Here is a 25,820-nt window from a genome sequence, read left to right as displayed (position 1 = left end):
TCGTCACCATGCCCGTCCCGCCATCGGCATAGCCGGAGCGCGGGAGATGCGACCCGTGACCGTCCCGCTGTAGGGGGCAGTCGGGAGCGCGACGAGGCGTGAACAACCGAGCGCAGGAGCTCAGCCGTTCACGGCCGAGAAGGTGACCGAGAACCAGGTGCTGGGCTACCTCTACGCGGCCGTCCTGGAACAGGCCGGGGTGAAGGTGAAGGTGCGTCCCAACCTCGGCAGCCGCGAGATCGTGATCCCCGCGCTCAGGGGCGGCGACATCGACCTGCTGCCCGAGTACCAGGGCGCCCTGCTCAACTACCTCGACCCGAAGGCCACGGCCGCCGAGGAGGGCGCCATGCAGAACGCCCTCACCCTCGCCCTGCCCGGCGGCCTTCAGGTGCTGCCGTACGGCACGGCCGAGGACTCCGACGCGTTCGTCGTCACCCGCGAGACGGCGAAGAAGTACGGCCTGGCCCCCCTCGCCGACCTGAAGAAGCAGAACGGCAAGCTGGTCATCGGCGCGGCCCCCGAGGTCAAGAAGCGTCAGGTGGGCGTCGTCGGGCTGAAGGACGTGTACGGCGTCGAGTTCAAGGAGTTCAAGTCGCTGGACTCCGACGGTCCGCTGGTCAAGGGCGCCCTGAAGAAGGGCGATGTGGACGTGGCGAACCTCTTCACCACCGACACCGACATCGAGGCCAACGACTGGGTGGTGCTGGCCGACCCCGAGAACCTGATCCCGAGCCAGCACATCGTGCCGCTGATCGCCGACCGCAAGGCCGACGACACCGTCCGCAAGGCACTCGCGCGGCTCGGCAACGTCCTCACCACCGAGCAGCTCACCGAGCTCAACCGCCAGGTCGACAAGGACAAGAAGGACCCCGAGGACGTGGCGAACACCTATGCCAAGCAGCACGGGCTGGCGAAGTGAGCCGGACGTGAGCCGGACGTGACCCGCCTGCGGACCCGACCCCGCAGTGGGGGGCTATCCCCAGTGCGGCGGGCGTCCCGGCTCCCTAATCTTGGTGTCCATGACGGGATGGGAGACGGCCATGGACGCGCGGGACACGGACCTGAAGAAGGAACTCGACGCCACCTTGCAGACACGCAGGGAGCTGGGCGAGGAGTACGAGACCGCGCTGGTGGACTCGTTCCTGGAGAAGATCGACCAGCGCATCGACGGCGCGGTGGAGCGCCGGGTGCGGCGGCAGATGGCCGAGCAGCAGATGGTGGCCGCGCGGGGCTCCCGGACGCCGAAGCCCACCGACTCCTGGGGTGACCGCTTCGGGTTCGCCATCGTCTCGCTGATCCTGGCGATCCCGCTGTCGGCGATCGGCGGCGGCCTGGCGGGCTTCCCGGGCGTGCTCGCCGCCTGGGTCGGCATCGTCGGCGTGAACTGCCTCCAGGCCGCCCGCACCAACCCCGAGCTGTTCGCCGGCCGGCGGCGCCGTTCCGCCGGCAAGGGCGACGACTGGCAGGACTGAGCCGTCGGGCCCGGTCTCACGCCTGCCGGGTCGGCAGCACCATGATCTGCCGCAGGTTGACGTGCCGGGGGCGGCTGGTCGCATAGGCGACGACGTCGGCGATCTCCGCCGACGACAGCGCGCCGATCGCGCCGAACAAGCCGTCCAACTGCCCGGCCAGCTCGTCGTTGTCGAGGTGCGTCGCCAGCTCGCTCTCGGTCAGCCCCGGCTCCACGTTGGTGACCCGCACGTCCCGCGGCCCGAACTCGGTGCGCAGGGACTGCGAGAGGTAGGTGACGGCGGCCTTCGTCGCGCCGTACACCGCGTAGTTGGGGAAGGTGATGTGCGCGCCGATGGACGACACGTTCACCAGGTCGGCGCTGCGGCCCTCGGCGGCGGTGCCCACCAGGTCCCCGGTGAAGGCGCGGATCACCCGCAGCACCCCGGTGACGTTGGTGTCGAGCATCCGCTGCCACTCGTCGATCCGGCCGGCGTCGACCGGGTTCGGCAGCATCACGCCGGCGTTGTTGACGACCAGGTCGACGGTCCCGTAGGCCTCCCGGATCCGGTCCGCGGCCGCGGCCACCGACGCGTCGTCGGTGACGTCGGCGACGACCGCGAGGGCCTCGCCGCCGTCGGCGCGGATCTTCTCCACGACCGCCTCCAGCCGGTCCCCGCGCCGGGCCAGCAGCGCGACCCGGGCCCCCGAGGCGGCGAGCAGCACCGCCACCGCCTCGCCGATCCCGCTGGCGGCGCCGGTGACGACGGCGGTACGGCCGGCAAGGCTCGCGTAAGGGCTCGCGTACTGGTTGCCGTTCTGGTTCTCGTACGACATCTGTTGCTCCTGGGAAGGTGAGCCGGGGCGTCTCCCCGGCGGCACACACCACTCTCACCGCCGGCCACGGCCCTACCCAGGGATGAGCTTTTCCTGGGTCTGCCAGTACCAGGCTGGGATCGAGGCCCTGCTCTACGATCGAACCCATGGACGGGGACCTTGGGGACTTTCTGCGCTCACGCCGTGCTCGCATCCAGCCGGAGGAGGTCGGGCTGCCCTCGCACGGGCGCCGGCGCGTCCCCGGACTGCGGCGCGAGGAAGTGGCGCAGCTCGCCGGAGTGAGCGTCGACTACTACATCCGCCTCGAACAGGGCCGGGGGCCGAGCGTCAGCGACACGGTCCTGGACGCCGTGGCCCGCGTCCTGCGCCTGGACGACACGGAGCGCGCCTACCTGCACGCCGTCGCGCGCCCCCGCAAGCCGTCCGGGGGCAGCGCCGCGCCCCGCGTGCGCGCGGGCGTGCAGCTGATGCTCGACAGCATGGAGCGCACCCCGGCGTTCGTCCTGGACGTCCGGATGGACGTGCTGGCGTGGAACGCGCTCGCCGACGCCGTCTTCGGCTACAGCGGGAGCACGCCGGACGGCCGCAACATCCCGCGGCACGTCTTCCTCGACCCCGCCTCCCGCGACTTCTACCCGGAGTGGTCGGCGGTGGCCGTCCAGTGCGTCGCGCATCTGCGGATGCAGGCGGGCCACCACCAGGAGGACCGCCGGCTGACCTCGCTCGTCGGCGAACTCTCCCTGAAGAGCGAGGACTTCCGCCGCCTGTGGGCCGACCACCCGGTCCGGGCCTGCGCCTACGGCGTGAAACGCATCCAGCACCCGGTGGCGGGCCCGCTGACCTTCCCCTACGAAACCCTGACCATCGCCGAGGATCCGAACCAGTCCCTCCTGGTCTACACCCCCCAGCCGGGCTCGGACACCGCGGAACGCCTGGCACTGCTGGGCAGCTGGACGACGTCACCCGCCCCCGAAGCCACGAAACGCACCTGAGAGGTCGGCACAGCCGGCGAAATGGGCACGGTCGGCGAAATGGGCACAGTCGGCACAGCCGGCGAAGTCCAACCGCGGTGCGTGCCGCGGATCTTCTCATCCGCGCGGGCGGCGACAGGCGCCGGAAAAAGCTTTCGCGGGGACCGCCGCACCCCCGATACCGGGGGGCGGGACGACGGCGGTCCCCGCGAGGGACGCGGGCCGGGTCAGGCCGGGCTGCGCGTCCGTGGCGTCGGTGGAGGTCCGGGAGCCGCTCCGGAGGTCCGTGACGCCGTTTTGGTGCCGGTGGGGCGGGGAGCCGCTCCCGCCCTGCCGACATCCATAAATATGCAGGACGCGTGTTAAGCGAGTGCTGCGCGGACGTGACGCGCTCGTACCACTTCCGCGAAGTCCACTGTTTCGGTAGACAAACGGAAGTTCCCCGCCCGAAGGGGCCGTTCACCGGAGGTTTCCCGGAGGTTCCGGCTCCCGGCCCCCGGAAGTTACTTCCCGCCCTTGGCCAGGAAGGCGAGCAGGTCCTGGCGGCTGACGACCCCGGTGGGCTTGCCCTCGACGAGGACGATCGCCGCGTCGGCGCTGCCGAGCACCGACATCAGGTCGCCGACCGGCTCACCGGAGCCGACCTGCGGCAGCGGGGCCGACATGTGCTTCTCCAGGGGGTCGGAGAGCGAGGCCCGCTGGGTGAACAGCGCGTCGAGCAGCTCGCGCTCGACGACCGAGCCCACGACCTCCGCCGCCATGACGTCGGGGTGACCGGCGCCCGGCTTCACGATCGGCATCTGCGAGACGCCGTACTCGCGCAGCACCTCGATGGCCTGGCCGACGGTCTCGTCCGGGTGCATGTGGACGAGGGACGGGATGGAGCCGTGCGCCTTGTCGTTGAGGACGTCCGCGACACGGGCGCTGGGACCCTCGTCCTCCAGGAAGCCGTAGTCCGCCATCCACTCGTCGTTGAAGATTTTGCTGAGGTATCCGCGACCGCTGTCGGGCAGCAGGACCACCACGACGTCGTCCGGGCCGAGCCGCTCGGCGACCCGCAGCGCCGCGACCACGGCCATCCCGCAGGAGCCGCCGACCAGCAGCCCCTCCTCCTTGGCGAGCCGGCGGGTCATCTGGAAGGAGTCCTTGTCGGACACCGCGACGATCTCGTCGGCGACGGTCCGGTCGTAAGCGGTCGGCCAGAAGTCCTCGCCGACGCCCTCGACGAGGTACGGCCGCCCGGACCCGCCGGAGTACACCGAGCCCTCGGGGTCGGCGCCGACGACCTGCACCCGGCCCTCACTGGCGTCCTTCAGATAGCGGCCGGTGCCGGAAATGGTGCCGCCGGTGCCGACGCCCGCCACGAAATGGGTGATCCTGCCCTCCGTCTGCTCCCACAGCTCAGGGCCGGTGGAGTGGTAGTGGGAGAGCGGGTTGTTCGCGTTGGAGTACTGGTCGGGCTTCCACGCGCCCGGCGTCTCCCGCACCAGCCGGTCGGAGACGTTGTAGTACGAGTCCGGGTGCTCCGGATCCACGGCGGTCGGGCAGACGACGACCTCGGCGCCGTACGCCCGCAGCACGTTGATCTTGTCCGTGGACACCTTGTCGGGGCACACGAAGATGCACTTGTACCCCTTCTGCTGCGCCACGATGGCCAGCCCGACGCCGGTGTTCCCGCTGGTCGGCTCGACGATCGTGCCGCCCGGCTTGAGCTCCCCGCTCTGCTCTGCGGCCTCGATCATGCGCAGGGCGATGCGGTCCTTCACGGAACCGCCCGGGTTGAAGTACTCCACCTTGGCCAGGACGGTCGCCTGGATGCCCTTGGTCACGCTGTTGAGCTTCACCAGCGGGGTGTTGCCGACGAGGCTGATCATCGAGTCGTGGAATCGCACCGTTGTCTCCGGTTGCTTGCAAAAACTGTGGTCGTAGTGGTGAAGCCAGCCTACGGGCCGGGTCGCGGCCGGGGCGGCACGTTCACTCCTGGTGGAGATTGGGCGACGCCCCGTACGGGGCAAGGAGATGGGTGTACGACACGAGGAGGTGGCGTCGAGGCATGACGAGCATGTCGAGGGCGAGAGTGGCCCGGCGCATCGCGGCCGGCGCGGCCTACGGCGGCGGCGGCATCGGACTGGCCGGAGCGGCGGCGGTCGGGCTGGTGCTGGCGGAGGTGCATCTGGCGCGCCGCCAGGTCAACAACGGGGCGCATCCGCACGTCCCGCAGGCGGACGGCCGCTACGGCCACGCCTACGACGCCCCCGGGCCCGGCAAGGAACCGCTGCTGCTGACGATGCTGGGCGACTCCACGGCGGCGGGCCAGGGCGTGAGCCGTTCCGGGCAGACCCCGGGCGCCCTGCTGGCGTCGGGGCTGGCGGCGGTCGCGGAACGCCCCGTGGAACTGCGCAACGTGGCGCTCCCGGGCGCCCAGTCCGACGACCTGGACCGGCAGGTGGCGCTGGTCCTCGGGGACTCCGATCGGGTGCCCGACATCTGCGTGATCATGATCGGCGCGAACGACGTGACCCACCGCATGCCGCCCACCCGCTCGGTCCGTCACCTGTCGGCGGCGGTACGGCGGCTGCGCACGGCCGGCGCGGAGGTCGTCGTCGGCACCTGCCCCGACCTGGGCACGATCGAGCCGGTCCAGCAGCCGCTGCGCTGGCTGGCCCGCCGGGCGTCCCGCCAGCTGGCGGCGGCCCAGACGATCGGCACGGTCGAGCAGGGCGGGCGCACGGTGTCGCTGGGCGACCTGCTGGGCCCCGAGTTCGAGGCGAACCCGCGCGAGCTGTTCGGCCCCGATCACTACCACCCGTCGGCGGAGGGGTACGCGACGGCGGCGATGGCGGTGCTGCCCACGGTCTGCGCGGCCCTCGGCCTGTGGCCGGCGGAGGAGGAGCGCCCGGACGTCTCCCGGCGCGAGGGTTTCCTGCCGGTGGCCCGGGCAGCGGCGGAGGCGGCGTCGGAGGCGGGCACGGAAGTCACGGCAGCGATGCCGACGGGGCCACGGGGCCCATGGGCCCTGCTGAAGCGGCGCAGGCGCAGGAGGGTCCCGGAGGCGGAGCAGATCAGTCCGTCGTGGGGGTCCCCCCGCTCGAGCGGAGTCGAGAGTGGGGGGGTGTGAGGACGAGGCCCGTTCAGGGCACACGGGGGTCTGGGGCACAGCCCCAGGGCCGGGGCGCCGCCCCACCCGCACATCTGCCGCCCACCGCCCACCGCCCGAGGCAGCCCAAGACCCAAGCAAGCGCTTAGAAAGTGCGGTCAGGGTCACACCGCAACCCGCGTGACCCAAGCCATACGTACCGGTAACTTCCCAAGCAGCCGTGTCCGTACGGAACCCTTCCCGCCAATGGAGCCGTGATGCCCGAAGCCGTCATCGTCTCGACCGCCCGCTCGCCCATCGGCCGCGCTTTCAAGGGCTCCCTGAAGGACCTGCGCCCGGACGACCTCACCGCCACGATCATCCAGGCGGCCCTCGCCAAGGTCCCCGAGCTCGACCCGAGGGACATCGACGACCTGATGCTCGGCTGCGGTCTGCCCGGCGGCGAGCAGGGCAACAACCTGGGCCGTATCGTCGCCGTGCAGATGGGGATGGACCACCTCCCCGGCTGCACGGTCACCCGCTACTGTTCCTCCTCGCTCCAGACCAGCCGGATGGCCCTGCACGCCATCAAGGCCGGCGAGGGCGACGTCTTCATCTCGGCCGGTGTCGAGATGGTGTCCCGGTTCACCAAGGGCAACTCCGACAGCCTGCCGGACACGCACAACCCGTTCTTCGCCGAGGCGGAGGCCCGCACGGCCGCCGTCGCCGAGCAGGAGGGCACCTCCTGGCACGACCCGCGCGAGGACGGCCTCGTCCCGGACGCCTACATCGCGATGGGGCAGACCGCCGAGAACCTGGCCCGCTCCAAGGGCGTGACCCGCCAGGACATGGACGAGTTCGGCGTCCGTTCCCAGAACCTCGCCGAGGAAGCCATCAAGAACGGCTTCTGGGAGCGCGAGATCACCCCCGTCACCCTGCCCGACGGCACGGTCGTCGCCAAGGACGACGGTCCGCGCGCCGGGGTCACCCTGGAGGGCGTCCAGGGCCTGAAGCCGGTCTTCCGCCCGGACGGGATGGTCACCGCCGGCAACTGCTGCCCGCTGAACGACGGCGCCGCCGCGGTCGTCATCATGAGCGACACCAAGGCCCGCGAGCTCCGCCTGACCCCGCTCGCCCGCATCGTGTCGACCGGCGTCTCGGGCCTCTCCCCCGAGATCATGGGCCTCGGCCCGGTGGACGCCAGCAACCAGGCGCTGCGTCGCGCCGGCCTCACCATCGACGACATCGACCTGGTCGAGATCAACGAGGCGTTCGCCGCGCAGGTGATCCCCTCCTACCGCGACCTCGGCATCGACCTCGACAAGCTGAACGTCAACGGCGGCGCCATCGCCGTCGGCCACCCCTTCGGCATGACGGGCGCCCGCATCACCGGCACGCTCATCAACTCGCTCCAGTTCCACGACAAGCAGTTCGGTCTGGAGACGATGTGCGTCGGCGGCGGCCAGGGCATGGCGATGGTCATCGAGCGCCTCAGCTGAACCTCTCGGTGACCGCATGGGCACCCACCGTGAGTTGACGGCCCGGAGTCCGGAACGCACCTGGACTCCGGGCCGTTTTGTGATCCAATCTCCCCCAGGATGTGACCTATCTCCCTCCCGGAGGGATTTACGCAGCTCAGCGCGGTTCAACACCAAACCTCAGGCCCAAAGTCCTGTCCGTTTCGTGACGTTACGCACTGACAGCGGGATAGTCCACCCTTCAAGCTGATGTAGGAAGTCGGGGGTCGACTTTGAACCGGGAGTACGTCAGTGAGCGCCATGCCGATCGCCTTGTTGGTCACCACGGCCGCCACGGGCGCCGTGGGCGTCGCCGTCCTGCGCACCCTCTTGCAGCTGCGCCGGCAGGTCGCCGCCCTGCACACCCAGCTCGCCGAGAACCACGCCGCGGAGCTGCGCGGCCGGGTTCCGGCCGCCCGCACGAGCGCCGACACGGCTGAGATACGCGCCGCGGTGGCCGAGGCGCTCGCGGAGGAGCGGGAGCGGGAGCTCGCCGAGGCGCGCGCCTTCTGGGCCGCCCAGGAGGCGCGTGACGCCTCCGACGCCCCCTCCCTGCTGGGCCTGCCGGACAGCGAGCTGTTCCTGCCCCGGCAGAGCGACTTCGTGGGCCTGGAGCCCCTGGAGCCGGTGACCGAGGCGACCGCGGACGCCGACGAGTTCGCCGGGGAGTCCCCCGAGCTGGCCGCGGCCCGCCGCCGCCACCCGTCCCACCCCGACTTCGTGCCGGTCCAGTCACCGATGGTCAACGATCACGAACGCACCGTCGCCACCCTCGAGGAACTGGCCGCGTCCCGCATCGAGCTGACCGACGTCCGCCCGGGCCCGCTCGGCACCCTCGACGTCTACGTCTTCGCCGACGGCACGACCCTGTGCATGACCCCGGGCCACCGCGAGACGGCGGAACGTCTCGCCACGGCTCTCACGGCCGGCGAAACCCCGTTCCTGCTGGGCGGCTCGGGCATCTCGGGCGCCTACACCCTGACCTTCGCGTGCGGCGAGGAGAACGTCTACATCCTGGCGGACCGGGTCATAGCGAGCCTGTAGCGGCCTCGCCCCCGCACCGCCGTCACACCCCCGCCCGCTTCTGCGCCTCCTGCACCAGCCGCACGGCCTCGGCCACCTGCTCCTCGTCCGACAGCACGAGGGCCAAATCGTGCACCGCCACGGTGATTTGGTCGGCGGCCGCGAACATCCCGACGTCGGGCATCTCCCGGGGCTCCACCCCGGGCTCCTCGATACGCTGGGCCCAGGCGGCCAACTCCCGGGCCAACCCCAGCGCCTGCGCGGCAGCGCTTCTCTGGAGTCGGCTCTGCGGAGCGGCACGCAGACGATCGGCGAAGTGATCCACCGCACGGGTCAGGGACGTCGTATCCACCACGCCGCGAGACTACGCGTCGGACCGGGACTGTTGCCAACAGGCGAACACTCAGGCACCGTGACCTGAAGGACCGGCTTACATCCCCTTTGCTACCGGAGGCGCCGATGTCCCATGTCCTCTCCGAGGAGACCCACCGCAACATACTGGCCCGTATCCCCCACTGCACCGGTCGTGAAGTCTCCGACTGGCTGCGCACCGTCGACGAAGGCCCCGCTCTCCGCTTCGAGGAGAAGGTCAGCTGGCTGCGCGCCGAGCACAACCTCGCGTACGGCCACGCCAAGGCGATCATCCACGAGTACGACCTGAGGAGGGCCGCGCGCAAACTGCTCTAGCGCGCCGACACACACCGCCGGACACGACGAAGGGCCCCGGGATCGAAATCCCGGGGCCCTTCGCGCTGTCACGCGCTGTTGTCGCTCAGCGGCAGCGGTCAGTCGCTGTTCAGGATCGACAGGAGCCGCAGGAACTCCATGTAGATCCACACCAGCGTCATGGTGAGGCCGAAGGCGGCGAGCCAGGCCTCCTCGCGCGGGGCGCCGTACGCGATGCCGTCCTCGACCTGCTTGAAGTCCAGGGCGAGGAAGCAGGCGCCGAGGATGATGCCGATGACGCCGAACACGACGCCCAGGGCGCCGCTGCGGAAGCCGAGGCCGTCACCGCCGCCGAACACCGAGAACAGCAGGTTCACGACCATCAGCAGGACGAAGCCGAGCGCGGCGGCCATCACGAAGCCGTAGAAGCGGCGGTTGACGCGGATCCAGCCCGCCTTGTACGCCACGAGCACGGCGGCGAAGACCGCCATCGTGCCCAGCACCGCCTGGGCGACCACGCCGTCCGCGATGTACGTGGACACCGCGCTGGAGATCACGCCGAGGAAGACGCCCTCGAAGGCGGCGTACGACAGGATCAGCGCGGGGGCCGGGCGGCGCTTGAACGACTGGACGAAGGCCAGCACCATCGCGACCAGGGCGGCGGCGATGCCGATGCCGTACGACTTGCCGAGGTTCGCCTCGTCGACGGGCAGCAGCAGCCAGGCCAGCACCGCGGTGACGACCACGGTGCCGAGCGTGGACGCGGTGCGCGCGACGACGTCGTCCATGGTCATCCGGCCGGTGGCGGCCGGGGCCTGCGGCGGTGCGCCCTGCTGCAGGCCCTGCTGGGCGTAGGGGTTCTGCGCGTAGGGGTTGCCCGCCTGCTGGGCGTACGGATCGCCCTGCGCGTACGGGTTGGCCTGCGTGCCGCCAGCGGGTCCCCCGGCCTGTGCGTTGAAGCCCGCGTAGCCGTTGTCGCGGCTGAACCCCCGTCGCGAGAAGACCGGGTTTCTGCTCTGCATTTCACTCCTCCATGGCCACAGTGCGTCGCCTTGGGCTCAAGGGTAATAGGTAGGCAAAGGATTGACCCTAGTGCTTGAGGAGGATCTTTCCCTCTTGTGCTGCGCAACACGCTACGCGGCAGCGTGATTCCCGGCACCGGCGACCCTCATTCATGACCAACCTGCTACCTGTCCGGAACCGGTCGGAGACCGGCCGACCCGTCACGTCCGGTCACCCGAACGGGAACCCGGTGTACCCCTCGGCCAGGTCGGTCTCGGCGGCGCGGGAGGAGGCGATCCGCTCCAGCCGGGCGAGCTGGAGGCGCGCCTCGAAGGGGGTGGCGTCGGGGACGGGGTGCAGCAGGGTCGTCATGTCGTAGGAGAACCGCTCGGCCTGCCAGACGCGGCGCAGACAGGTCTCGGAGTAACCGTCGAGGAGGTCGAAGGAGCCCGTCTGCCTCTGGTGCGTCAGCGCCCGCGCGAAGGTGACGACGTCCCCGACGGCGAGGTTCAGCCCCTTCGCGCCGGTCGGCGGCACGATGTGGGCCGCGTCCCCGGCGAGGAAGAGCCGGCCGTGCCGCATGGGCTCGTGGACGTAGGAGCGCATCGGGGTGACCGACTTCTGGGTGATCGGGCCGCGCTCCAGCTTCCAGTCGTCGTCCGTCTCGAAGCGGCGCTCCAGCTCGTCCCAGATCTCGTCGTCGCCCCAGGTCTCGGCGTCGGTGCCCTCGGGCACCTGGAGGTAGAGGCGGGAGACGGACGGCGAGCGCATGGACAGGAGCGCGAAGCCGCGGTCGTGGCGGGCGTAGACCAGCTCGTCGTGGGAGGGCGGCACGTCGGCGAGGATGCCGAGCCAGCCGAAGGGGTACGTCCGTTCGAAGACGCGGGTCAGCTCGGCCGGGATCGCCTTCCGCGAGACGCCCCAGAAGCCGTCGCAGCCGACGACGTACTCACACTCCAGGACCTCCTCGACGCCTTCGGAGCCCTCGGCGCCGCCGCGGCGGAAGCGGATGCGCGGATGGTCGGTGTCGGCGTCCTCGACGGCCAGGGCCTCCGTCTCGAACAGCAGCGGGCCGCCCTCGGCCAGCTGGAGGGCGATGAGGTCCTTGCAGACCTCGGTCTGGGCGTAGACCATCACCGAGCGGCCCCCGGTGAGGGCGGGGAAGTCGACGCGATGGCGCTGCCGTGCGAACCGCAGCTCTATGCCGTCGTGGCGCAGCCCCACCCGGTCCATGCGCTCCCCGGCGCCGGCCGCGCGCAGCACGTCCACCGTGCCCTGCTCCAGGATCCCGGCGCGCTGCCGGTGCTCGACGTAGGCCCGGTCGCGGCTCTCCAGTACGACGGAGTCGATGCCGGCGTTGTGGAGCAGACGGGCGAGGAGGAGGCCGGCGGGGCCGGCGCCGACGATGCCGACGGTCGTGCGCATCGGGCGTTCCCTTCGGAGTTCTGTTCGCTGGTCGTGTTCGTTGATCGTGTTCGCTGATCGTGTTCGCTGCGCTGGTTCGCCACACTTGTTCGCGTAGTGAAATTTTCTTCACTGTATTCGGACGTGAGTCTGCGCCTCCACGGAACGGGTGTCAACGGTCGAGGCGGTCGATACCTCACGGAAGGACGCGGCGATCGACAAGGCGTCGGAAGTGCCCAGAGCCGGACTTGAACCGGCACGCCCGCGAAGGGGCAGCGAGGTTTAAGCTCGCCGTGTCTGCATTCCACCATCTGGGCAGGCCGAGGGCTCCGCTTGAGCTTCCGACCCTATCGGGATCCGTCCCCCCGTCAGCGGACGGGCAGACCCGATGTTGTCTTATTTTATTGATGTCTGAGGGTGCATCAGCACCTGGAACTGGCCATCCGCACTTGCCAGTAGCCACGTGCGAGGCAACCGCTTGCGTATGCGGAATGACGGAATTTCACCGCCAGAACAAGGGTGCTCCACCGGTTCTTGACACTTGCTCAACGACTGAGCGGCCCCAAGGACGCGTAGGGGGCGCGAGTCATCCCCAGGTATGACACGACGGCCGCTGGTCCGACTCGGGTCTGCCTTCGGAACCGGAACAGCGGCTGACTACACGACGGCCGACGGCCGGGACGATGGTTCACGTCCCCTGGACACACCGTCCCGCCATGCCGTCGTCCCGACAGGAGCTCACGCCCGTGACCACCAGCCCCCTCGCCGAGCGCACCACCGCAGTGGCCGCGCGCGCCACGGACCTGTCGAAGATCTACGGACAGGGCGAGACCCAGGTCGTCGCTCTGGACCGGGTCTCGGTCGACTTCCGGCAGGCCGAGTTCACCGCGATCATGGGGCCCTCCGGCTCCGGCAAGTCCACGCTGATGCACTGCGTGGCGGGCCTCGACACCTTCTCCTCCGGCTCCGTGCGCATCGGCGACACCGAGCTCGGCTCGCTGAAGGACAAGCAGCTCACGAAACTGCGCCGGGACAAGATCGGGTTCATCTTCCAGGCGTTCAACCTGCTGCCGACGCTGACGGCGATCGAGAACATCACTCTCCCGATGGACATCGCGGGCCGTAAGCCGGACAAGGAGTGGCTGGAAACGGTCATCCGGATGGTGGGTCTCGCCGACCGACTCGGCCACCGTCCCTCGCAGCTCTCCGGCGGTCAGCAGCAGCGGGTCGCCGTCGCCCGCGCCCTGGCGTCCCGGCCCGACATCGTCTTCGGCGACGAGCCGACCGGCAACCTCGACTCCCGCTCGGGCGCCGAGGTGCTGGGCTTCCTGCGCAACTCCGTGCGGGATCTGGGGCAGACGGTGGTGATGGTCACCCACGACCCGGTGGCCGCGGCGTACGCGGACCGGGTGGTCTTCCTCGCGGACGGGCGCATCGTCGACGAGGTGTACGGCCCGACGGCCGAGTCGGTGCTGGACCGAATGCGGCGCCTTCCTGGGGGCGGCAACGCCAGCGGCTCCGCCGCGCGGCCCCAGACCCCCGAGTTCGACGCCAAGGGCCGCACCAGCTGATCCCCGTCCGGGACCGACCGCTCGGCGACGAGCAGGACTGAGAAGACAACACCCATGTTCCGTACCGCCTTGCGCAATGTGCTCGCGCACAAGGCCCGGCTCCTGATGACCGTGCTCGCCGTGATGCTCGGCGTGGCCTTCGTGTCGGGGACCCTGGTCTTCACCAACACCCTCTCCAACGCCCTGCAGAACAGCTCCGCCAAGGGCTTCGACCAGGTCGACGTCGCCGTCACCGCGCTGGCCCAGCCGGACGTGGACGACCGCATCGGCAAGACGCCCGAGCTGACCCAGGCCCTGCTGGAGCGCAGCGCGAAGGTTCCGGGTGCCGCGTCCGCCGTCGGGGTCGTCAACGGCTTCACCGCCATCGCCGACAAGGACGGCAAGCTCATCGGCGGCGGCTTCCAGTCGCAGGGCGCCAACTACTGGGGGGACAAGGACGCCCGGTACCCGCTCGCCGAGGGGCGCACGCCGAGCGGCAGGGGCGAGGTCCTCATCGACGCCAAGACCGCAGAGCGGGCCGGATACAAGGTCGGCGACACCGTCCGGATCTCCGTCGACGGCCCCGTCCTCACCCCGAAGATCACCGGGATCTTCACCACCGACGACGGCAACGTCACCGCCGGCGGCAGCCTCGCCCTCTTCGACACGGCCACCGCCCAGCAGCTGTTCGGCAAGACCGGCGCCTACGACGAGATCGACGTGAAGGCCGTCGCCGGGACCTCGCAGGGCGCGCTGAAGGCGGCCCTGGACACGGCCCTGCCGAAGGGCAAGGTGGAGACCACCACCGCCAAGCAGCTCGCCGACGACCAGGCCGAAATGATCTCCGCGTCGATGAGCGGGCTGAAGCAGGGCCTGCTGGTCTTCGCCGGTATCGCGCTCTTCGTCGGCACCTTCATCATCGCCAACACCTTCACCATGCTGGTCGCCCAGCGCACCAAGGAGCTCGCGCTGCTGCGGGCCGTCGGGGCCTCGCGCCGCCAGGTGACGCGGTCGGTGCTGATCGAGGCGTTCGTGGTCGGCACGGTCGCCGGGGTGACCGGTCTGGTCGCCGGCATCGGCATCGGGGCCGGGCTGCGCTCGCTGCTGGGGACGCTGGGGGCGACCGTCCCCGACGGGCCGCTCGTCGTCTCGCCCGGCACGATCGCCGCCGCCCTCCTCGTGGGCGTCGTCATCACCATGCTGGCCGCGTGGCTGCCCGGCCGCCGGGCCGCGAAGATCCCGCCGGTGGCGGCCATGAGCAGCGTGCACGCCACCGCCACCACCAAGTCGCTCGTCCTGCGCAACACCCTCGGCGCCCTGTTCTCGGCGGCGGGCGTCGCCGTGATCCTGGCCGCGACGACCATGGACGGCAGCGACGGCCAGGCCCCCATGGGGCTGGGCGCGGGCCTGCTCATCATCGGCGTGTTCATCCTGACCCCGCTGCTGTCGCGTCCGCTGATCGCGGCCGCCGCCCCCGTCCTGCGGATCTTCGGGGTGTCCGGCAAGCTGGCCCGGCAGAACTCGGTGCGCAACCCGCGCCGGACCGCGGCCACGGCCTCCGCGCTGATGATCGGCCTGACCCTGATCACCGGCATGACGGTGATGGCGGGCAGCCTGCAGCAGGCCATCGACAAGATGGCGTCCTCCGCGATCCGGGCCGACTACGTCGTGTCGATGGCCAACGGCAACGAGCTCTCCGCCGGCATCGACCAGAAGCTGAACGCCACCGACGGGGTGACCGCCACCAGCCCGATGCGGGCCGGGTACGGGCGGGTCGACGGCACGACCGAGGACCTCACCGGCGTCACCGGCTCCACCATCGGCAAGCTGACCGACCTCAAGGTCGACGACGGCGCGTTCAAGGTGGGCGGCGCACAGGTCGCCGTCGACGAGGACGTCGCCAAGTCCCACGGCTGGAAGGCCGGTTCGTCGTTCACGATGAACTACGAGGACGGCAGGAAGCAGCAGCTGACGGTCGCCGCGGTCTACGAGGGCAACGAGCTCATCGACGGCATCCTCCTGGACACCTCGGTCCTCACCCCGCACCTGGAGTCCCCGGCCGACCGGCGGGTCCTGGTCAAGACCTCCGCCGGCGCCTCGGACGGCACGAAGGACAAGCTGGAGACGGCCCTCGGCGCCAACCCCGCCATCAAGGTCCAGAGCAAGAAGGACCTGTCCAACGAGATCGCGAAGATGTTCACGCTGATGCTGAACATGCTCTACGGGCTGCTCGCGATGGCCGTGATCGTCGCCGTCCTCGGCGTCATCAACACCCTCGCGATGTCGGTCTTCGAGCGCTCCCAGGAGATCGGCATGCTGCGCGCCATCGGCCTGGACCGGCGCTCGGTCAAGCGGATGGTCCGCCTGGAGTCCCTCGTCATCTCGCTCTTCGGCGGGGTGCTCGGCCTCGGCCTCGGCGTGTTCTTCGGCTGGGCGGCCGGTGAGCTGATCGGCACGAAGATGGCGACGTACGAGCTTGTCCTGCCGTGGGGCCGGATGGCTCTCTTCCTGGTGCTGGCGGCCGGGGTGGGCATCCTGGCGTCGCTGTGGCCGGCCCGGCGGGCGTCCCGGCTGAACATGCTGTCCGCGATCAAGTCGGAGTAGCAGCGGCGAGGGCGGACAACAGGGGCCCCCGGCGCCGTACGCACGGCGCCGGGGGCCCCTGTTGTCCTGCCGTCAGTTCCAGGTGCGGGCGCGCAGGGGCATCCCGGAGGCGCCCGACTCGGGGGCGCGGACGGCCAGGACCTGGTTGACGCCGATGCGGTTGCGTTCGAAGGCGACGGCGGAGGCGGCCATGTAGAGCCGCCAGACGCGGGCCCGGCCGGGACCGGTGAGGTGGACGGCCCGCTCCCAGTCGGCCTCCAGACGGGCCACCCAGCGGCGCAGGGTGAGGGCGTAGTGCTCACGGATCGACTCGACGTCGCGGACCTCGAAGCCGGCGCGTTCGAGCTGGGTGACCGTGGTGCCGAGGGGGGCGAGTTCGCCGTCGGGGAAGACGTAGGCGTCGATGAACGCGTCCACGTCGTACGTCGACTCGTCGCGTTGCGGGCGGCGGGCGATCTGGTGGTTGAGCAGCCGGCCGCCCGGTCCGGTCAGCGCGAACAGGACCTGGGCGTACTCCAGGTACTTCGCGGAGCCGACGTGTTCCGCCATGCCGATGGAGGAGATCGCGTCGAACGGGCCGTCGGTGACGTCCCGGTAGTCCTGGACGCGGATGTCGACCTTGTCGGTGAGCCCGGCGTCGGCGACGCGTTTACGGGCGTACGTCGCCTGCTCCTGGGACAGGGTGATCCCGACGACGTTCGCGCCGTGCTCGCGGGCCGCGTGGACGGCGAGGGAACCCCAGCCGCAGCCGACGTCCAGCAGCCGCTTCCCTGGCCCCAGGCCGAGCTTGCGGCAGACGAGTTCGAGCTTGTCGCGCTGCGCGGTCTCCAGGGTGCTCTCGGGGCCCCCGTCGCCGGACTCCCAGTAGGCGCAGGAGTACACCATGGACGGGCCGAGGACGAGTTCGTAGAAGTCGTTGCCGACGTCGTAGTGGTGGCTGATGGCGCGTCTGTCGGTGCGGCGGGTGTGGAGATGACGGGCTCTGCGGACCTCCTCGCGGGGCGGGGCGGGCGGCAACGGGGGCCCGGCGAGTCGCAGCAGCCCCCGCACGGCCGCGCGGAACTCGGGGTCGCGCAGGGCCTGGGCGAGGGTACGGGCGTCCTCGCCGCGTTCCCAGACGAGGCCGGAGAGCAGGTCGAGAGCGACGTACAGGTCCCCTTCGATCTCCACGTCGCCGGCCACCCAGGCGCGGGCGAGGCCCAGTTCGCCGGGTTTGAACAGCAGACGACGCAGGGCCCTGCGGTTGCGTACGACCAGAACGGGCGCGTCGGGCGGGCCCGCCTGCGAACCGTCCCAGGCGCGGACGCGTACCGGGAGCGGGGCCCCCAGCAACTGTTCGACGAGCGCATGGAGCCGCGGCGCGGCGTCAGCCATGATGCACACCTCCGTGACGGTGATCCCGGAATGTCCTGACACCACGTAAACACCAGCGAAGCCGCAGCGCAGTCCCCCATGCGCGTTACAGCTGGGCAAACTCCACGCCCGCCCGCCGGCACGGCGGCGGACACGCCGAAGGGGCCGCCCGCACCACGGATGGCGGACGGCCCCTTCGGGGGTGTTTCGGTGACCGGCGGTCAGCGGACCGCGGGTCGGGTGACCGAGGTCAGGAGGCCTTGGCCTTCTCGCTCTCGGCCTTCTCGCTCTTCTCGGCGGCCGGCTTGGCGGCGACCGGGGCCGGCTTCGCGGCCTCGTAGAACTCCTCGCGCGGGGACTCCAGGGCGCCGAGGGCGACGACCTCGCGCTTGAGGAACATGCCGAGGGTCCAGTCGGCGAAGACGCGGATCTTGCGGTTCCACGTCGGCATCGCCATGCCGTGGTAGCCACGGTGCATGTACCAGGCGAGACGGCCCTTGACCTTGATCTTCATCTTGCCCATGACGATCATCGCGACGCCCTTGTGGAGGCCGAGGCCCGCCACCGCACCCTTGTTGGAGTGCTCGTAGTCCTTCTGCGGGAAGCCCCGCATACCGGAGATCACGTTGTCGCCGAGGACCTTCGCCTGACGCAGCGCGTGCTGCGCGTTCGGCGGGCACCAGGCGTTCTCGACGCCGGCCTTGCGGGCGGCGACGTCCGGGACCTGGGCGTTGTCGCCGGCGGCCCAGATGTAGTCGGTGCCCTGGACCTGGAGGCTGGGGGCGGTGTCGACGTGGCCGCGGGGGCCCAGCGGGAGGCCGTAGCGGGCCAGGACCGGGTTGGGCTTGACGCCGGCGGTCCACACGATCGTGTTGGAGTCGACCTCGAGGCCGTTCTTCAGGACGACGTGGCCGTCGACGCAGGAGTCCATCGAGGTGGAGAGGTAGATCTCCACGCCCCGGCTCTCCAGGTGCTCCTTGCCGTACTGGCCGAGCTTCGGGCCGACCTCGGGCAGGATCTTGTCCGCGGCGTCGACGAGGATGAAGCGCATGTCCTCGCGGGACACCGTCTTGTAGTACTTGGCCGCGTCGCGGGCCAGGTCCTCGACCTCACCGATGGTCTCCGCGCCGGCGAACCCGCCGCCGACGAAGACGAAGGTGAGCGCCTTGCGGCGGATCTCCTCGTCGGTGGTGGAGTCGGCCTTGTCCAGCTGCTCAAGGACGTGGTTGCGCAGGCCGATGGCCTCCTCGACGCCCTTCATGCCGATGCCCTGCTCGGCGAGGCCGGGGATCGGGAAGGTGCGGGAGACCGCGCCGAGCGCGATCACCAGGTAGTCGAAGGGCAGCTCGTACGCCTCGCCGACCAGCGGGGCGATCGTGGCGACCTTGCGGTCCTGGTCGATGGTGGTGACCCGGCCGGTGAGAACCTCCGCCTTGGGCAGCACGCGTCGCAGCGGGACGACGACGTGACGCGGGGAGATGTTGCCGGCGGCGGTTTCGGGGAGGAAGGGCTGGTAGGTCATGTACGACCGGGGGTCGACGACCGTGACGGTCGCCTCGCCGTAGCGCATCTTCTTGAGAATGCGCCGAGCTGCGTACAGGCCTACGTACCCACCGCCTACTACGAGGATCCTGGGACGCTCCGTGGTGCTCATGCCATCGAGTATCCACCCGCTCCAGGGGGGTCGCTCGTGCGCCCCTTCACAAGCTTGTGGAGGGTGTGTGCTATCCTCCCGCGGCTCCGTGATCCACGTCATGGCGCGGAACGGGAACCTGTGCACCCGGGGTGCCGTTGTCAATGCCGCGTGAGCTGCCTCTCCGGGCCTGGAGGGCCTCCGTGAGGCGGTCGTGGAAGCCTCGTCGGACCCGGCCGCGAAACGTCCGCGCCTGCCTCTTTTGAACACGTTCACACAAGGGTTGGGCCCTCGGAAGGGTCAACCGGACTCACTTCATCCTCCGACGGGGCCGAATTCCTTGTGAAGAACTTCACGAAGTTTTCCGGCGGCCTGTCGAGGAGAACCGTTTCGGGGCCTCGCGAAGGCCGCCGGGCCCGCTCATGCGTCATTCGCGCTGCTCAGCAGAGTGCCCCCGAGGGCCCGCTTCTCCAGCGTTTCGCCCCGCGCCCCTGCCGCTCTCACGCCTGCTCGGCGTCCTCCGCCACCTTGAACGCGATGCCGTCGAGGATGTCGTGCTCGCTCACCACGACCTCCTCCGCACCGATCCGCTCCATGATCGACAGGAGGACGAGGGCGCCCGCCGCGATCACGTCGACCCGGCCCGGGTGCATCGCGCCCACCGCCGCGCGCTCCGCGTGCGTGGAGCGCAGCAGCCACTCGGCGATCTCGCGGACCTTGTCGCGCGAGACACGGGAGTGGTGGATGGCCGCCGAGTCGTACTCGGGGAGGTTCTGGGCGATCGCCGAGACCGTCGTCACCGAGCCGGCCAGGCCGACCAGGGTGTGCGCCGCGCGCAGCGGGACCGTCTCCTCGGCGAGGTCGAGGGCCGCCTCGATGTCGGCGCGCATCGCCGCGACCTGCTCGGACGTCGGCGGGTCGGCGACCTCGCCGTCCACGACCAGGTGCCGCTCCGTCATCCGCACACAGCCGACGTCGACCGAGCGGGCGGCCTGTACGTGCTCCTCGCCCACGACGAACTCGGTCGAGCCGCCGCCGATGTCCACCACCAGGTAGGGCTTGGTGAGGTCGTCGCGGCCCGCCAGTTCCTTCGTCGCGCCGGTGAAGGAGAACTCGGCCTCCTGGTCGCCGGTGACGACCTCGGGCTCGACGCCCAGGATGTCCAGCACGCCGCGCACGAACTCGTCGCGGTTCTCGGCGTCCCGGGAGGCGGAGGTGGCGACGAAGCGCACCCGCTGCGCGCCCAGTTCCTTGATGACGGCCGCGTACTCGCGGCAGGCGGCGAAGGTCCGCTCCAGCGCCTCGGGCGCGAGCCGGCCGGTGCGGTCGACGCCCTGGCCGAGGCGGACGATCGTCATCCGGCGGTCCAGCTCGACCAGTTCACCCGTGACCGGGTCGGCGTCGGCGACGAGGAGGCGGATGGAGTTCGTGCCGCAGTCGACGGCGGCGACACGGCTCATCGGGCGTCTCCCTCGCCCGGCTTCGCGTCCTGGTCGACGGGCCTGAAGGCGAAGTGGCCCGCACCGTCCTCGGAGACGTGCACCTGCCATCCCTCGCCGGTCGGCGGCCCGGAGAGCGTCACACAGGCCCCCTTGCGCCACCACTGCGGAAGCATCGCCAAAGCCTCGTCGCCGAGCGGGTTCACGCCCGGGCCGGCCGCCAGGGAGTGCGCCACGAGGACGTGCAGGCACTTCACCCGGTCCGGCATGCCGCCCGCGCTGGGGAAGTTCTTCAGCTCCTCGATCTCGTCCCGGCGCCGGATGTAGTCCTCGTGCGCGGCACGGTAGGCGGCGGCCAGCTCCGGGTCGGCCTGCAGCCGCTCCGTCATCTCCTTCATCACGCCGTTCGCCTCGAGCGTGCCGATCGCCGAGTTGGCCTTCGGGCACGTCAGGTAGTACAGCGTCGGGAAGGGGGTGCCGTCGGGCAGGCGGGGGGCCGTCTCGACGACGTCCGGCTGACCGCACGGGCAGCGGTGCGCGATCGCGCGCAGGCCGCGCGGCGGGCGTCCGAGCTGCTGCTTGAAGGCCTCGACGTCCGCGTCGGTGGGCTCGGTGCGCGGGGTGGTCGGCGGGGGAGTTTCCATACTTCCGGGATTGTCTCTCTGTCGGTTCAGTGGTCGGAGGCGTCCGACTTGTCGACGCCGTCCCAGACGTTCGTGTACCAGGGGCGGTCGGCCGCCCCGAGATCGGCGCGGGACTGCCTGGCCGCGTCCGGGTCGATCACGACGTAGCCGGTCTCCCCCGGCAACACATAGTGCAGGCGCTGCCGGATCTGCTGCTCGGCGTACGCGTCGTCCTGCCAGCGCGCCTTGAGGTCGCGCAGTTGCTCGACGCGTTCGCCGGCCTGCTGCTTCTCGCGCTCCAGGTCGGCGATCTCGGCGCGCTGGGAGACGTACTGGCGCATGGGGTAGGCCAGGGCGACGATCAGCGTGCACAGGACGAGGGCGAGCAGCGCGGCGCGGCCGGTGAGGCGGGAGCGGCGGGCCTGGCGTTTGGTCTGGGAGCGGTAGACCCGGGCCGCGGTCTGCTCCCCGAGCAGCTTGATCCTCGTCGCGGTGGAGAACCGGTCCCGGTCCTTCACGGCCATGTCCCCCGCCTCCCGTCTCCCATGTGCGTACGTCCCCGCACACGGTACGGGACCGAGTACGGGGACGTACGTACGACTGGCTAAGGCTTGACCCCGTAAGGGTCAGCTCTTGCGGTGCTTGTCAGTGCGCGGAGCGAAACCGGGGGAAGGCCGAGCGGCCCGCGTACACCGCGGCGTCGTCGAGGATCTCCTCGATGCGCAGCAGCTGGTTGTACTTGGCGACGCGCTCGGAGCGGGCCGGGGCGCCGGTCTTGATCTGGCCGCAGTTGGTGGCGACGGCGAGGTCGGCGATGGTGACGTCCTCGGTCTCACCGGAGCGGTGCGACATCATGCACTTGAAGCCGCTGCGCTGGGCCAGCTCGACGGCGTCCAGCGTCTCGGTGAGCGAGCCGATCTGGTTCACCTTGACGAGCAGGGCGTTCGCGGCGCCCTCCTCGATGCCGCGGGCGAGACGCTCGGGGTTGGTGACGAACAGGTCGTCGCCGACGATCTGGACCTTGTCGCCGAGCTTGTCGGTGAGGACCTTCCAGCCGGCCCAGTCGTCCTCGAACAGCGGGTCCTCGATGGAGACGAGCGGGTAGGCCGCCACAAGCTCCTCGTAGTACTCCGTCATCTCGGCGGCGGAGCGGTCCTTGCCCTCGAACTGGTACTTGCCGTCCTTGTAGAACTCGGACGCGGCGACGTCGAGCGCGAGCGCGATCTGCTCGCCCGGCGCGTAACCGGCTTCCTTGACGGCCTCGAGGATGAGGTCGAGGGCCTCGCGGTTGGAGCCGAGGTTCGGGGCGAAGCCGCCCTCGTCGCCGAGGCCGGTGGACAGACCCTTGGCCTTCAGCACCTTCTTGAGGGTGTGGTAGACCTCGGTGCCCCAGCGCAGGGCCTCGGAGAAGGACTCCGCGCCGATCGGGGCGATCATGAACTCCTGGATGTCCACGTTGGAGTCGGCGTGCGAGCCGCCGTTCAGGATGTTCATCATCGGCACCGGCAGCAGGTGCGCGTTGGGGCCGCCCAGGTAGCGGAAGAGCGGAAGGTCGCTGGCCTCGGAGGCGGCGTGGGCGACGGCGAGGGAGACGCCGAGGATGGCGTTGGCGCCGAGCGAGCCCTTGTTGTCGGTGGCGTCCAGGTCGAACATGGCCTGGTCGATCAGACGCTGCTCGGTGGCGTCGTAGCCGACGAGCTCCGGGCCGATCTGCTCGATGACGGCGAGGACGGCCTTCTCGACACCCTTGCCCTGGTAGCGGTTCGGGTCACCGTCGCGCAGCTCGATGGCCTCGAAGGCGCCGGTGGAGGCGCCGGACGGGACGGCGGCACGACCGGTGCTGCCGTCGTCGAGGCCGACCTCGACCTCGACGGTGGGGTTCCCTCGCGAGTCGAGGATTTCCCGGGCTACGACGACGTCGATGGACGGCACGAGCATCTCCTTCTTGGGATGTGACGCTGAGAGTGCGGGGCCCGTGGGCCTTGCGACTAGAGCCTAACCGCCCGACGGGCGTCGGCAGCCGACCGACCGCCCTGTGGACGAACTGACCGTACACATTGTTCCCGCTCGGAACAAAGAGGGGATGACAAACAGGCGAAGAAAGCGCGCGGGGAGAGGGGGACGGCGAAGAGAGCGGGCGGCAAGAGAGGGGGCGGCGGGGCGAGCGGGCGGCAAGAGAGGGGGCGGCGGGGCGAGCGGGCAAAGAGAAACCCCGCTCCGGTGCGTACGGGGGAACACGCACCGGAGCGGGGAGCCCGTGGGGACGGGGGTGACCCTCACGAGGTCTTCAGTGTGCCGACCTCGGATGTGAGGGCGCTGTGGCTTCTCTGGGTCCGCTCTGGGAGCCGGGGATCACTTCAGGTGCAGCTGCTGACCCGGGTAGATGAGGTCGGCGTCCGCGACGATGTCCTTGTTCAGCTGGAACAGCTTCTGCCAGCCGCCCTTGACCTTGTGCTTCTCGGCTATGAAGCTGAGGGTGTCGCCCTTGACGACCTTGTACTCGCCGTCGCCCTTCTTGACCTTCTTGCCGGTCGGCGTGGTGACCGTCTTGGAGGCGGCCGGGCGGTCGGTGGAGCGGGAGGCGCTCTGGTTCTCGGTCGAGCGGGTGCCGGCGCTGCTGTCCGAGCCGCTGGAGCTGGAGCCGCCGGTGCTGCTCGACGAGCCGGAGGAGCTGCTGCCGTTGTAGGCGGCGCCGGACAGGCCCGTGCCGCAGACCGGCCAGGCGCCCTTGCCCTGGGAGGCGAGGACCTTCTCGGCGACGGCGATCTGCTGCGACTTGGAGGCCTGGTTGGCCTGCGCGGCGTACTGCGTACCGCCGTAGGCGGCCCAGGTGGAGGCGGAGAACTGCAGGCCGCCGTAGTAGCCGTTGCCGGTGTTGATGGACCAGTTGCCGCCGGACTCGCACTGGGCGACCGCGTCCCACTCGGAGGCGGTGGCGGCGGAGGCGCTGCCGGCCGCCATCAGCGGGGCGGCGATGGCGACGCCGGTGACGCCGGCCAGCGCGGCGACACGGGTGGCCTTGGACGGACGGCGGTGCTTGCCCTTGCCGGAAAACAGCATGGTGGATCCCCTCACCGACGCCTGCGAGGTGAGCTGTCGGGTTCGGGCCGGTTGAGTTGCCCGGCCACGCTCTCGCTTTCACGAGGCGCGGCTTCACCCCAAGCCGCTCCGGTCAACTGCCCGGTGCGGCGCTTACCTTGGGTCCCCCGCTCCTGCCTACGGCGCTTGACGCGACGACTGTTCCCGGGCTGCCACTGGCAGGATTCGGCGTTGCGACGGCCGGGGCTCGGGTTGCCGAGCGGGACGACCGTAGACACGCGATCCGCGGAATTTCAAAGACGATCAGGGCTTCTGAGACTCATCCCACACTTTCACCAAACCGGACATTCGGCGCGAAGCGTGACGTGAACTCCCGCTGTTTTTCTTGGGTTTTGCGCCCTATTCAACCCCTGTGTCGAGGGTCTGACCGGGGACGATGTCGCTCGGGTCGGCACCGATGAGGCCCTTGTTCTCGGCATAGAGGGCGCGCCATCCGCCGTCGAGGCCAAGGGAGTCGGCGATGGAGGCGAGCGAGTCGCCCTCCTGGACGACGTAGGTGGCCGCGGCGTGCCGGCCGGCGGAGGCGGTCTTGGTGCCGTCGACGGCGGCGGCGTCGGCATCGTCGACGGCCGCGCCCTTGGTCGCGTTCTCGTCGGCGGTGGCGCCGCGATGCCGGCCCGAGCCGAGGGAGCCGGTGTCGACGAGGCTCCAAGAGCCCGCATCCTGGACCGACTTGTCCGGGTCGTCCGCTTTCGGGACCCCGGTGGGCGAGCCGCCGGTCGCCTGCGCGTCACCCTGACCGCCGGAGCCGCCGGACGTGCCGGCGCCGATGGAGCCGCCCGCACCCGGGGAGGAAGAGGACGAGGAGGACGAAGGGGACGAAGGCGACGCCGAGGGTGAACTCGATGAATTGCCGGACGAGTCGGATGACCCGGACGAGCCGGATGACCCGGAGGAACCAGTCGAACCGGTCGAACCGTCACCGCTGCCCGAAGAGTTCGAGGAACCCGTGGAGCCGGACGATCCCGACGAGCCCGACAACCCCCTGGACAGGTCGGACAATCCGGAGGAGGCAGACGAGTCGGACGAGTCGTCCGCCACGCCGGTGTCCACGTTCAGCGCGCCGTTCGACTGGGTGAGCCCGGAGGTCAGCCCACAGGTGCCCCAGGCGCCGATGTTCTCGGCCGCGAGCAGTTTCTGCGCCACCGCGATCTGCTGGTTGCGGCTGGCCAGGTCGGGGCGCGTCGCAAAGTCGAGCCCCCCGTACGTCTCCCACTGCTTCTGGGTCAGACTCAGGCCGCCGTACTCGCCGTCACCCTTGTCGGCGCTCCACGAGCCGCCGGTCTCGCACTGCGCCACCTTGTCCCACACCGTGCCGTCGGCCGCACTCGCGCCCGAGGCGGCGAGCAGCGGGATGGCGATGGCGGAGCCCGTCACTCCGGCCGCGACGAGCAGCGCCGGGGCTTGGCGGGGGCGACGGTGTCGACCGTTCCCGGAGAGCATGCGAGGGGCCTTTCTCTGGACAGCAGTACCGGCGCGGCGGGTGAGACTGACGCGTCGCGCTGACGAGTGAACGTATCGGCAGACGATCACTTGTCACAAGTTAATGCCGCGCAGATCACGTGAAGATCACA

22 protein-coding genes, 1 tRNA gene and 1 riboswitch are annotated in these 25,820 nt (G+C 70.4%); of the genes, 9 read left to right on the top strand and 14 right to left on the bottom strand.

Going from position 1 to position 25,820, the window contains the following annotated elements:
- The first annotated feature begins 142 nt into the window (after window positions 1–142).
- On the top strand, window positions 143–919 hold the full coding sequence (locus tag ACZ5SK_RS12785; RefSeq protein ID WP_468575956.1) for an ABC transporter substrate-binding protein: 777 nt from the start codon (window positions 143–145) through the stop codon (window positions 917–919).
- A 121-nt stretch (window positions 920–1,040) separates the two neighbouring features.
- Window positions 1,041–1,472, top strand: coding sequence for a hypothetical protein (locus tag ACZ5SK_RS12780; protein WP_334581310.1), 432 nt, complete (start codon window positions 1,041–1,043; stop codon window positions 1,470–1,472).
- A gap of 16 nt (window positions 1,473–1,488) precedes the next feature.
- On the opposite strand, the gene ACZ5SK_RS12775 is transcribed toward ACZ5SK_RS12780, so the two are convergent.
- Entirely contained in the window at window positions 1,489–2,286 is a 798-nt protein-coding gene (locus ACZ5SK_RS12775; RefSeq protein WP_334579392.1) for an SDR family oxidoreductase, read from the bottom strand.
- Between the two features lie 146 nt (window positions 2,287–2,432).
- Between ACZ5SK_RS12775 and ACZ5SK_RS12770 the strand changes: the two genes are divergently transcribed.
- Window positions 2,433–3,278, top strand: a complete 846-nt coding sequence (locus tag ACZ5SK_RS12770) for a helix-turn-helix transcriptional regulator (RefSeq protein WP_334579391.1) — start codon at window positions 2,433–2,435, stop codon at window positions 3,276–3,278.
- Window positions 3,279–3,760: 482 nt separating this feature from the next.
- Here the strand turns inward: ACZ5SK_RS12770 and ACZ5SK_RS12765 are convergent, their stop codons facing one another.
- Window positions 3,761–5,149, bottom strand: a complete 1,389-nt coding sequence (locus tag ACZ5SK_RS12765) for a cystathionine beta-synthase (RefSeq protein ID WP_079661810.1) — start codon at window positions 5,147–5,149, stop codon at window positions 3,761–3,763.
- A gap of 161 nt (window positions 5,150–5,310) precedes the next feature.
- Between ACZ5SK_RS12765 and ACZ5SK_RS12760 the strand changes: the two genes are divergently transcribed.
- The 3 genes from ACZ5SK_RS12760 (at window position 5,311) to ACZ5SK_RS12750 (ending at window position 8,894) form a co-directional block, all read left to right on the top strand.
- Entirely contained in the window at window positions 5,311–6,375 is a 1,065-nt protein-coding gene (locus ACZ5SK_RS12760; RefSeq protein ID WP_334579390.1) for an SGNH/GDSL hydrolase family protein, read from the top strand.
- 236 nt (window positions 6,376–6,611) lie between these two features.
- On the top strand, window positions 6,612–7,832 hold the full coding sequence (locus ACZ5SK_RS12755; RefSeq protein ID WP_468575954.1) for an acetyl-CoA C-acetyltransferase: 1,221 nt from the start codon (window positions 6,612–6,614) through the stop codon (window positions 7,830–7,832).
- 270 nt (window positions 7,833–8,102) lie between these two features.
- A complete protein-coding gene (locus ACZ5SK_RS12750; protein ID WP_334579388.1) occupies window positions 8,103–8,894 on the top strand; it encodes a hypothetical protein in 792 nt (263 codons plus the stop codon).
- A gap of 22 nt (window positions 8,895–8,916) precedes the next feature.
- Here the strand turns inward: ACZ5SK_RS12750 and ACZ5SK_RS12745 are convergent, their stop codons facing one another.
- The gene (locus ACZ5SK_RS12745) at window positions 8,917–9,228 is read right to left on the bottom strand and encodes a hypothetical protein (protein ID WP_334579387.1); all 312 of its coding nucleotides are present in this window, start codon (window positions 9,226–9,228) and stop codon (window positions 8,917–8,919) included.
- A 104-nt stretch (window positions 9,229–9,332) separates the two neighbouring features.
- Here ACZ5SK_RS12745 and ACZ5SK_RS12740 point away from each other — a divergent pair, with 104 nt between their 5' ends.
- Window positions 9,333–9,560, top strand: a complete 228-nt coding sequence (locus ACZ5SK_RS12740; protein WP_069768564.1) for a DUF4287 domain-containing protein — start codon at window positions 9,333–9,335, stop codon at window positions 9,558–9,560.
- Window positions 9,561–9,658: 98 nt separating this feature from the next.
- Here the strand turns inward: ACZ5SK_RS12740 and ACZ5SK_RS12735 are convergent, their stop codons facing one another.
- From ACZ5SK_RS12735 to ACZ5SK_RS12725, 3 genes are all read right to left on the bottom strand, one after another.
- A complete protein-coding gene (locus tag ACZ5SK_RS12735) occupies window positions 9,659–10,561 on the bottom strand; it encodes a Bax inhibitor-1/YccA family protein (RefSeq protein ID WP_334579386.1) in 903 nt (300 codons plus the stop codon).
- 211 nt (window positions 10,562–10,772) lie between these two features.
- A complete protein-coding gene (locus tag ACZ5SK_RS12730) occupies window positions 10,773–11,966 on the bottom strand; it encodes a 4-hydroxybenzoate 3-monooxygenase (RefSeq protein ID WP_334579385.1) in 1,194 nt (397 codons plus the stop codon).
- Window positions 11,967–12,178: 212 nt separating this feature from the next.
- Window positions 12,179–12,262: transfer RNA gene (locus tag ACZ5SK_RS12725), tRNA-Leu, on the bottom strand.
- Window positions 12,263–12,691: 429 nt separating this feature from the next.
- On the opposite strand from ACZ5SK_RS12725, the gene ACZ5SK_RS12720 reads away from it, so the two are divergent.
- Both ACZ5SK_RS12720 and ACZ5SK_RS12715 read left to right on the top strand, forming a co-directional pair.
- Window positions 12,692–13,516, top strand: a complete 825-nt coding sequence (locus ACZ5SK_RS12720; RefSeq protein ID WP_334579384.1) for an ABC transporter ATP-binding protein — start codon at window positions 12,692–12,694, stop codon at window positions 13,514–13,516.
- A 54-nt stretch (window positions 13,517–13,570) separates the two neighbouring features.
- The gene (locus tag ACZ5SK_RS12715; protein WP_468156420.1) at window positions 13,571–16,099 is read left to right on the top strand and encodes an ABC transporter permease; all 2,529 of its coding nucleotides are present in this window, start codon (window positions 13,571–13,573) and stop codon (window positions 16,097–16,099) included.
- 72 nt (window positions 16,100–16,171) lie between these two features.
- On the opposite strand, the gene ACZ5SK_RS12710 is transcribed toward ACZ5SK_RS12715, so the two are convergent.
- From ACZ5SK_RS12710 to ACZ5SK_RS12675, 8 genes are all read right to left on the bottom strand, one after another.
- Window positions 16,172–17,473, bottom strand: coding sequence for a cyclopropane-fatty-acyl-phospholipid synthase family protein (locus ACZ5SK_RS12710; protein WP_334579382.1), 1,302 nt, complete (start codon window positions 17,471–17,473; stop codon window positions 16,172–16,174).
- 229 nt (window positions 17,474–17,702) lie between these two features.
- A complete protein-coding gene (locus tag ACZ5SK_RS12705) occupies window positions 17,703–19,106 on the bottom strand; it encodes an NAD(P)/FAD-dependent oxidoreductase (RefSeq protein ID WP_334579381.1) in 1,404 nt (467 codons plus the stop codon).
- Window positions 19,107–19,585: 479 nt separating this feature from the next.
- Window positions 19,586–20,545, bottom strand: coding sequence for a Ppx/GppA phosphatase family protein (locus tag ACZ5SK_RS12700; protein WP_334579380.1), 960 nt, complete (start codon window positions 20,543–20,545; stop codon window positions 19,586–19,588).
- Window positions 20,542–21,168 carry a DUF501 domain-containing protein gene (locus ACZ5SK_RS12695; protein ID WP_361705821.1) on the bottom strand — a complete coding sequence of 209 codons (627 nt, stop codon included), beginning with the start codon at window positions 21,166–21,168 and terminating at the stop codon, window positions 20,542–20,544. The genes ACZ5SK_RS12700 and ACZ5SK_RS12695 overlap by 4 nt, the downstream gene beginning before the upstream one ends.
- Window positions 21,169–21,194: 26 nt before the next feature.
- Window positions 21,195–21,671, bottom strand: a complete 477-nt coding sequence (locus ACZ5SK_RS12690; protein WP_334579378.1) for an FtsB family cell division protein — start codon at window positions 21,669–21,671, stop codon at window positions 21,195–21,197.
- 121 nt (window positions 21,672–21,792) lie between these two features.
- Window positions 21,793–23,085 (bottom strand): phosphopyruvate hydratase, encoded by a 1,293-nt coding sequence (gene eno, locus ACZ5SK_RS12685; RefSeq protein WP_334579377.1) that lies wholly within the window; start codon window positions 23,083–23,085, stop codon window positions 21,793–21,795.
- 414 nt (window positions 23,086–23,499) lie between these two features.
- Window positions 23,500–24,207 carry a transglycosylase family protein gene (locus tag ACZ5SK_RS12680; protein ID WP_334579376.1) on the bottom strand — a complete coding sequence of 236 codons (708 nt, stop codon included), beginning with the start codon at window positions 24,205–24,207 and terminating at the stop codon, window positions 23,500–23,502.
- A 3-nt stretch (window positions 24,208–24,210) separates the two neighbouring features.
- A riboswitch (cyclic di-AMP (ydaO/yuaA leader) is annotated at window positions 24,211–24,381 on the bottom strand.
- A 204-nt stretch (window positions 24,382–24,585) separates the two neighbouring features.
- Window positions 24,586–25,689, bottom strand: a complete 1,104-nt coding sequence (locus ACZ5SK_RS12675) for a LysM peptidoglycan-binding domain-containing protein (protein ID WP_361705828.1) — start codon at window positions 25,687–25,689, stop codon at window positions 24,586–24,588.
- Between the last annotated feature and the right edge of the window lie 131 nt (window positions 25,690–25,820).

It is taken from the genome of Streptomyces sp. NPDC031474 (assembly GCF_055581185.1).
The sequence above is the reverse complement of the archived record's forward strand: the minus strand, read 5'-3'. Positions and strand labels throughout refer to the sequence as shown.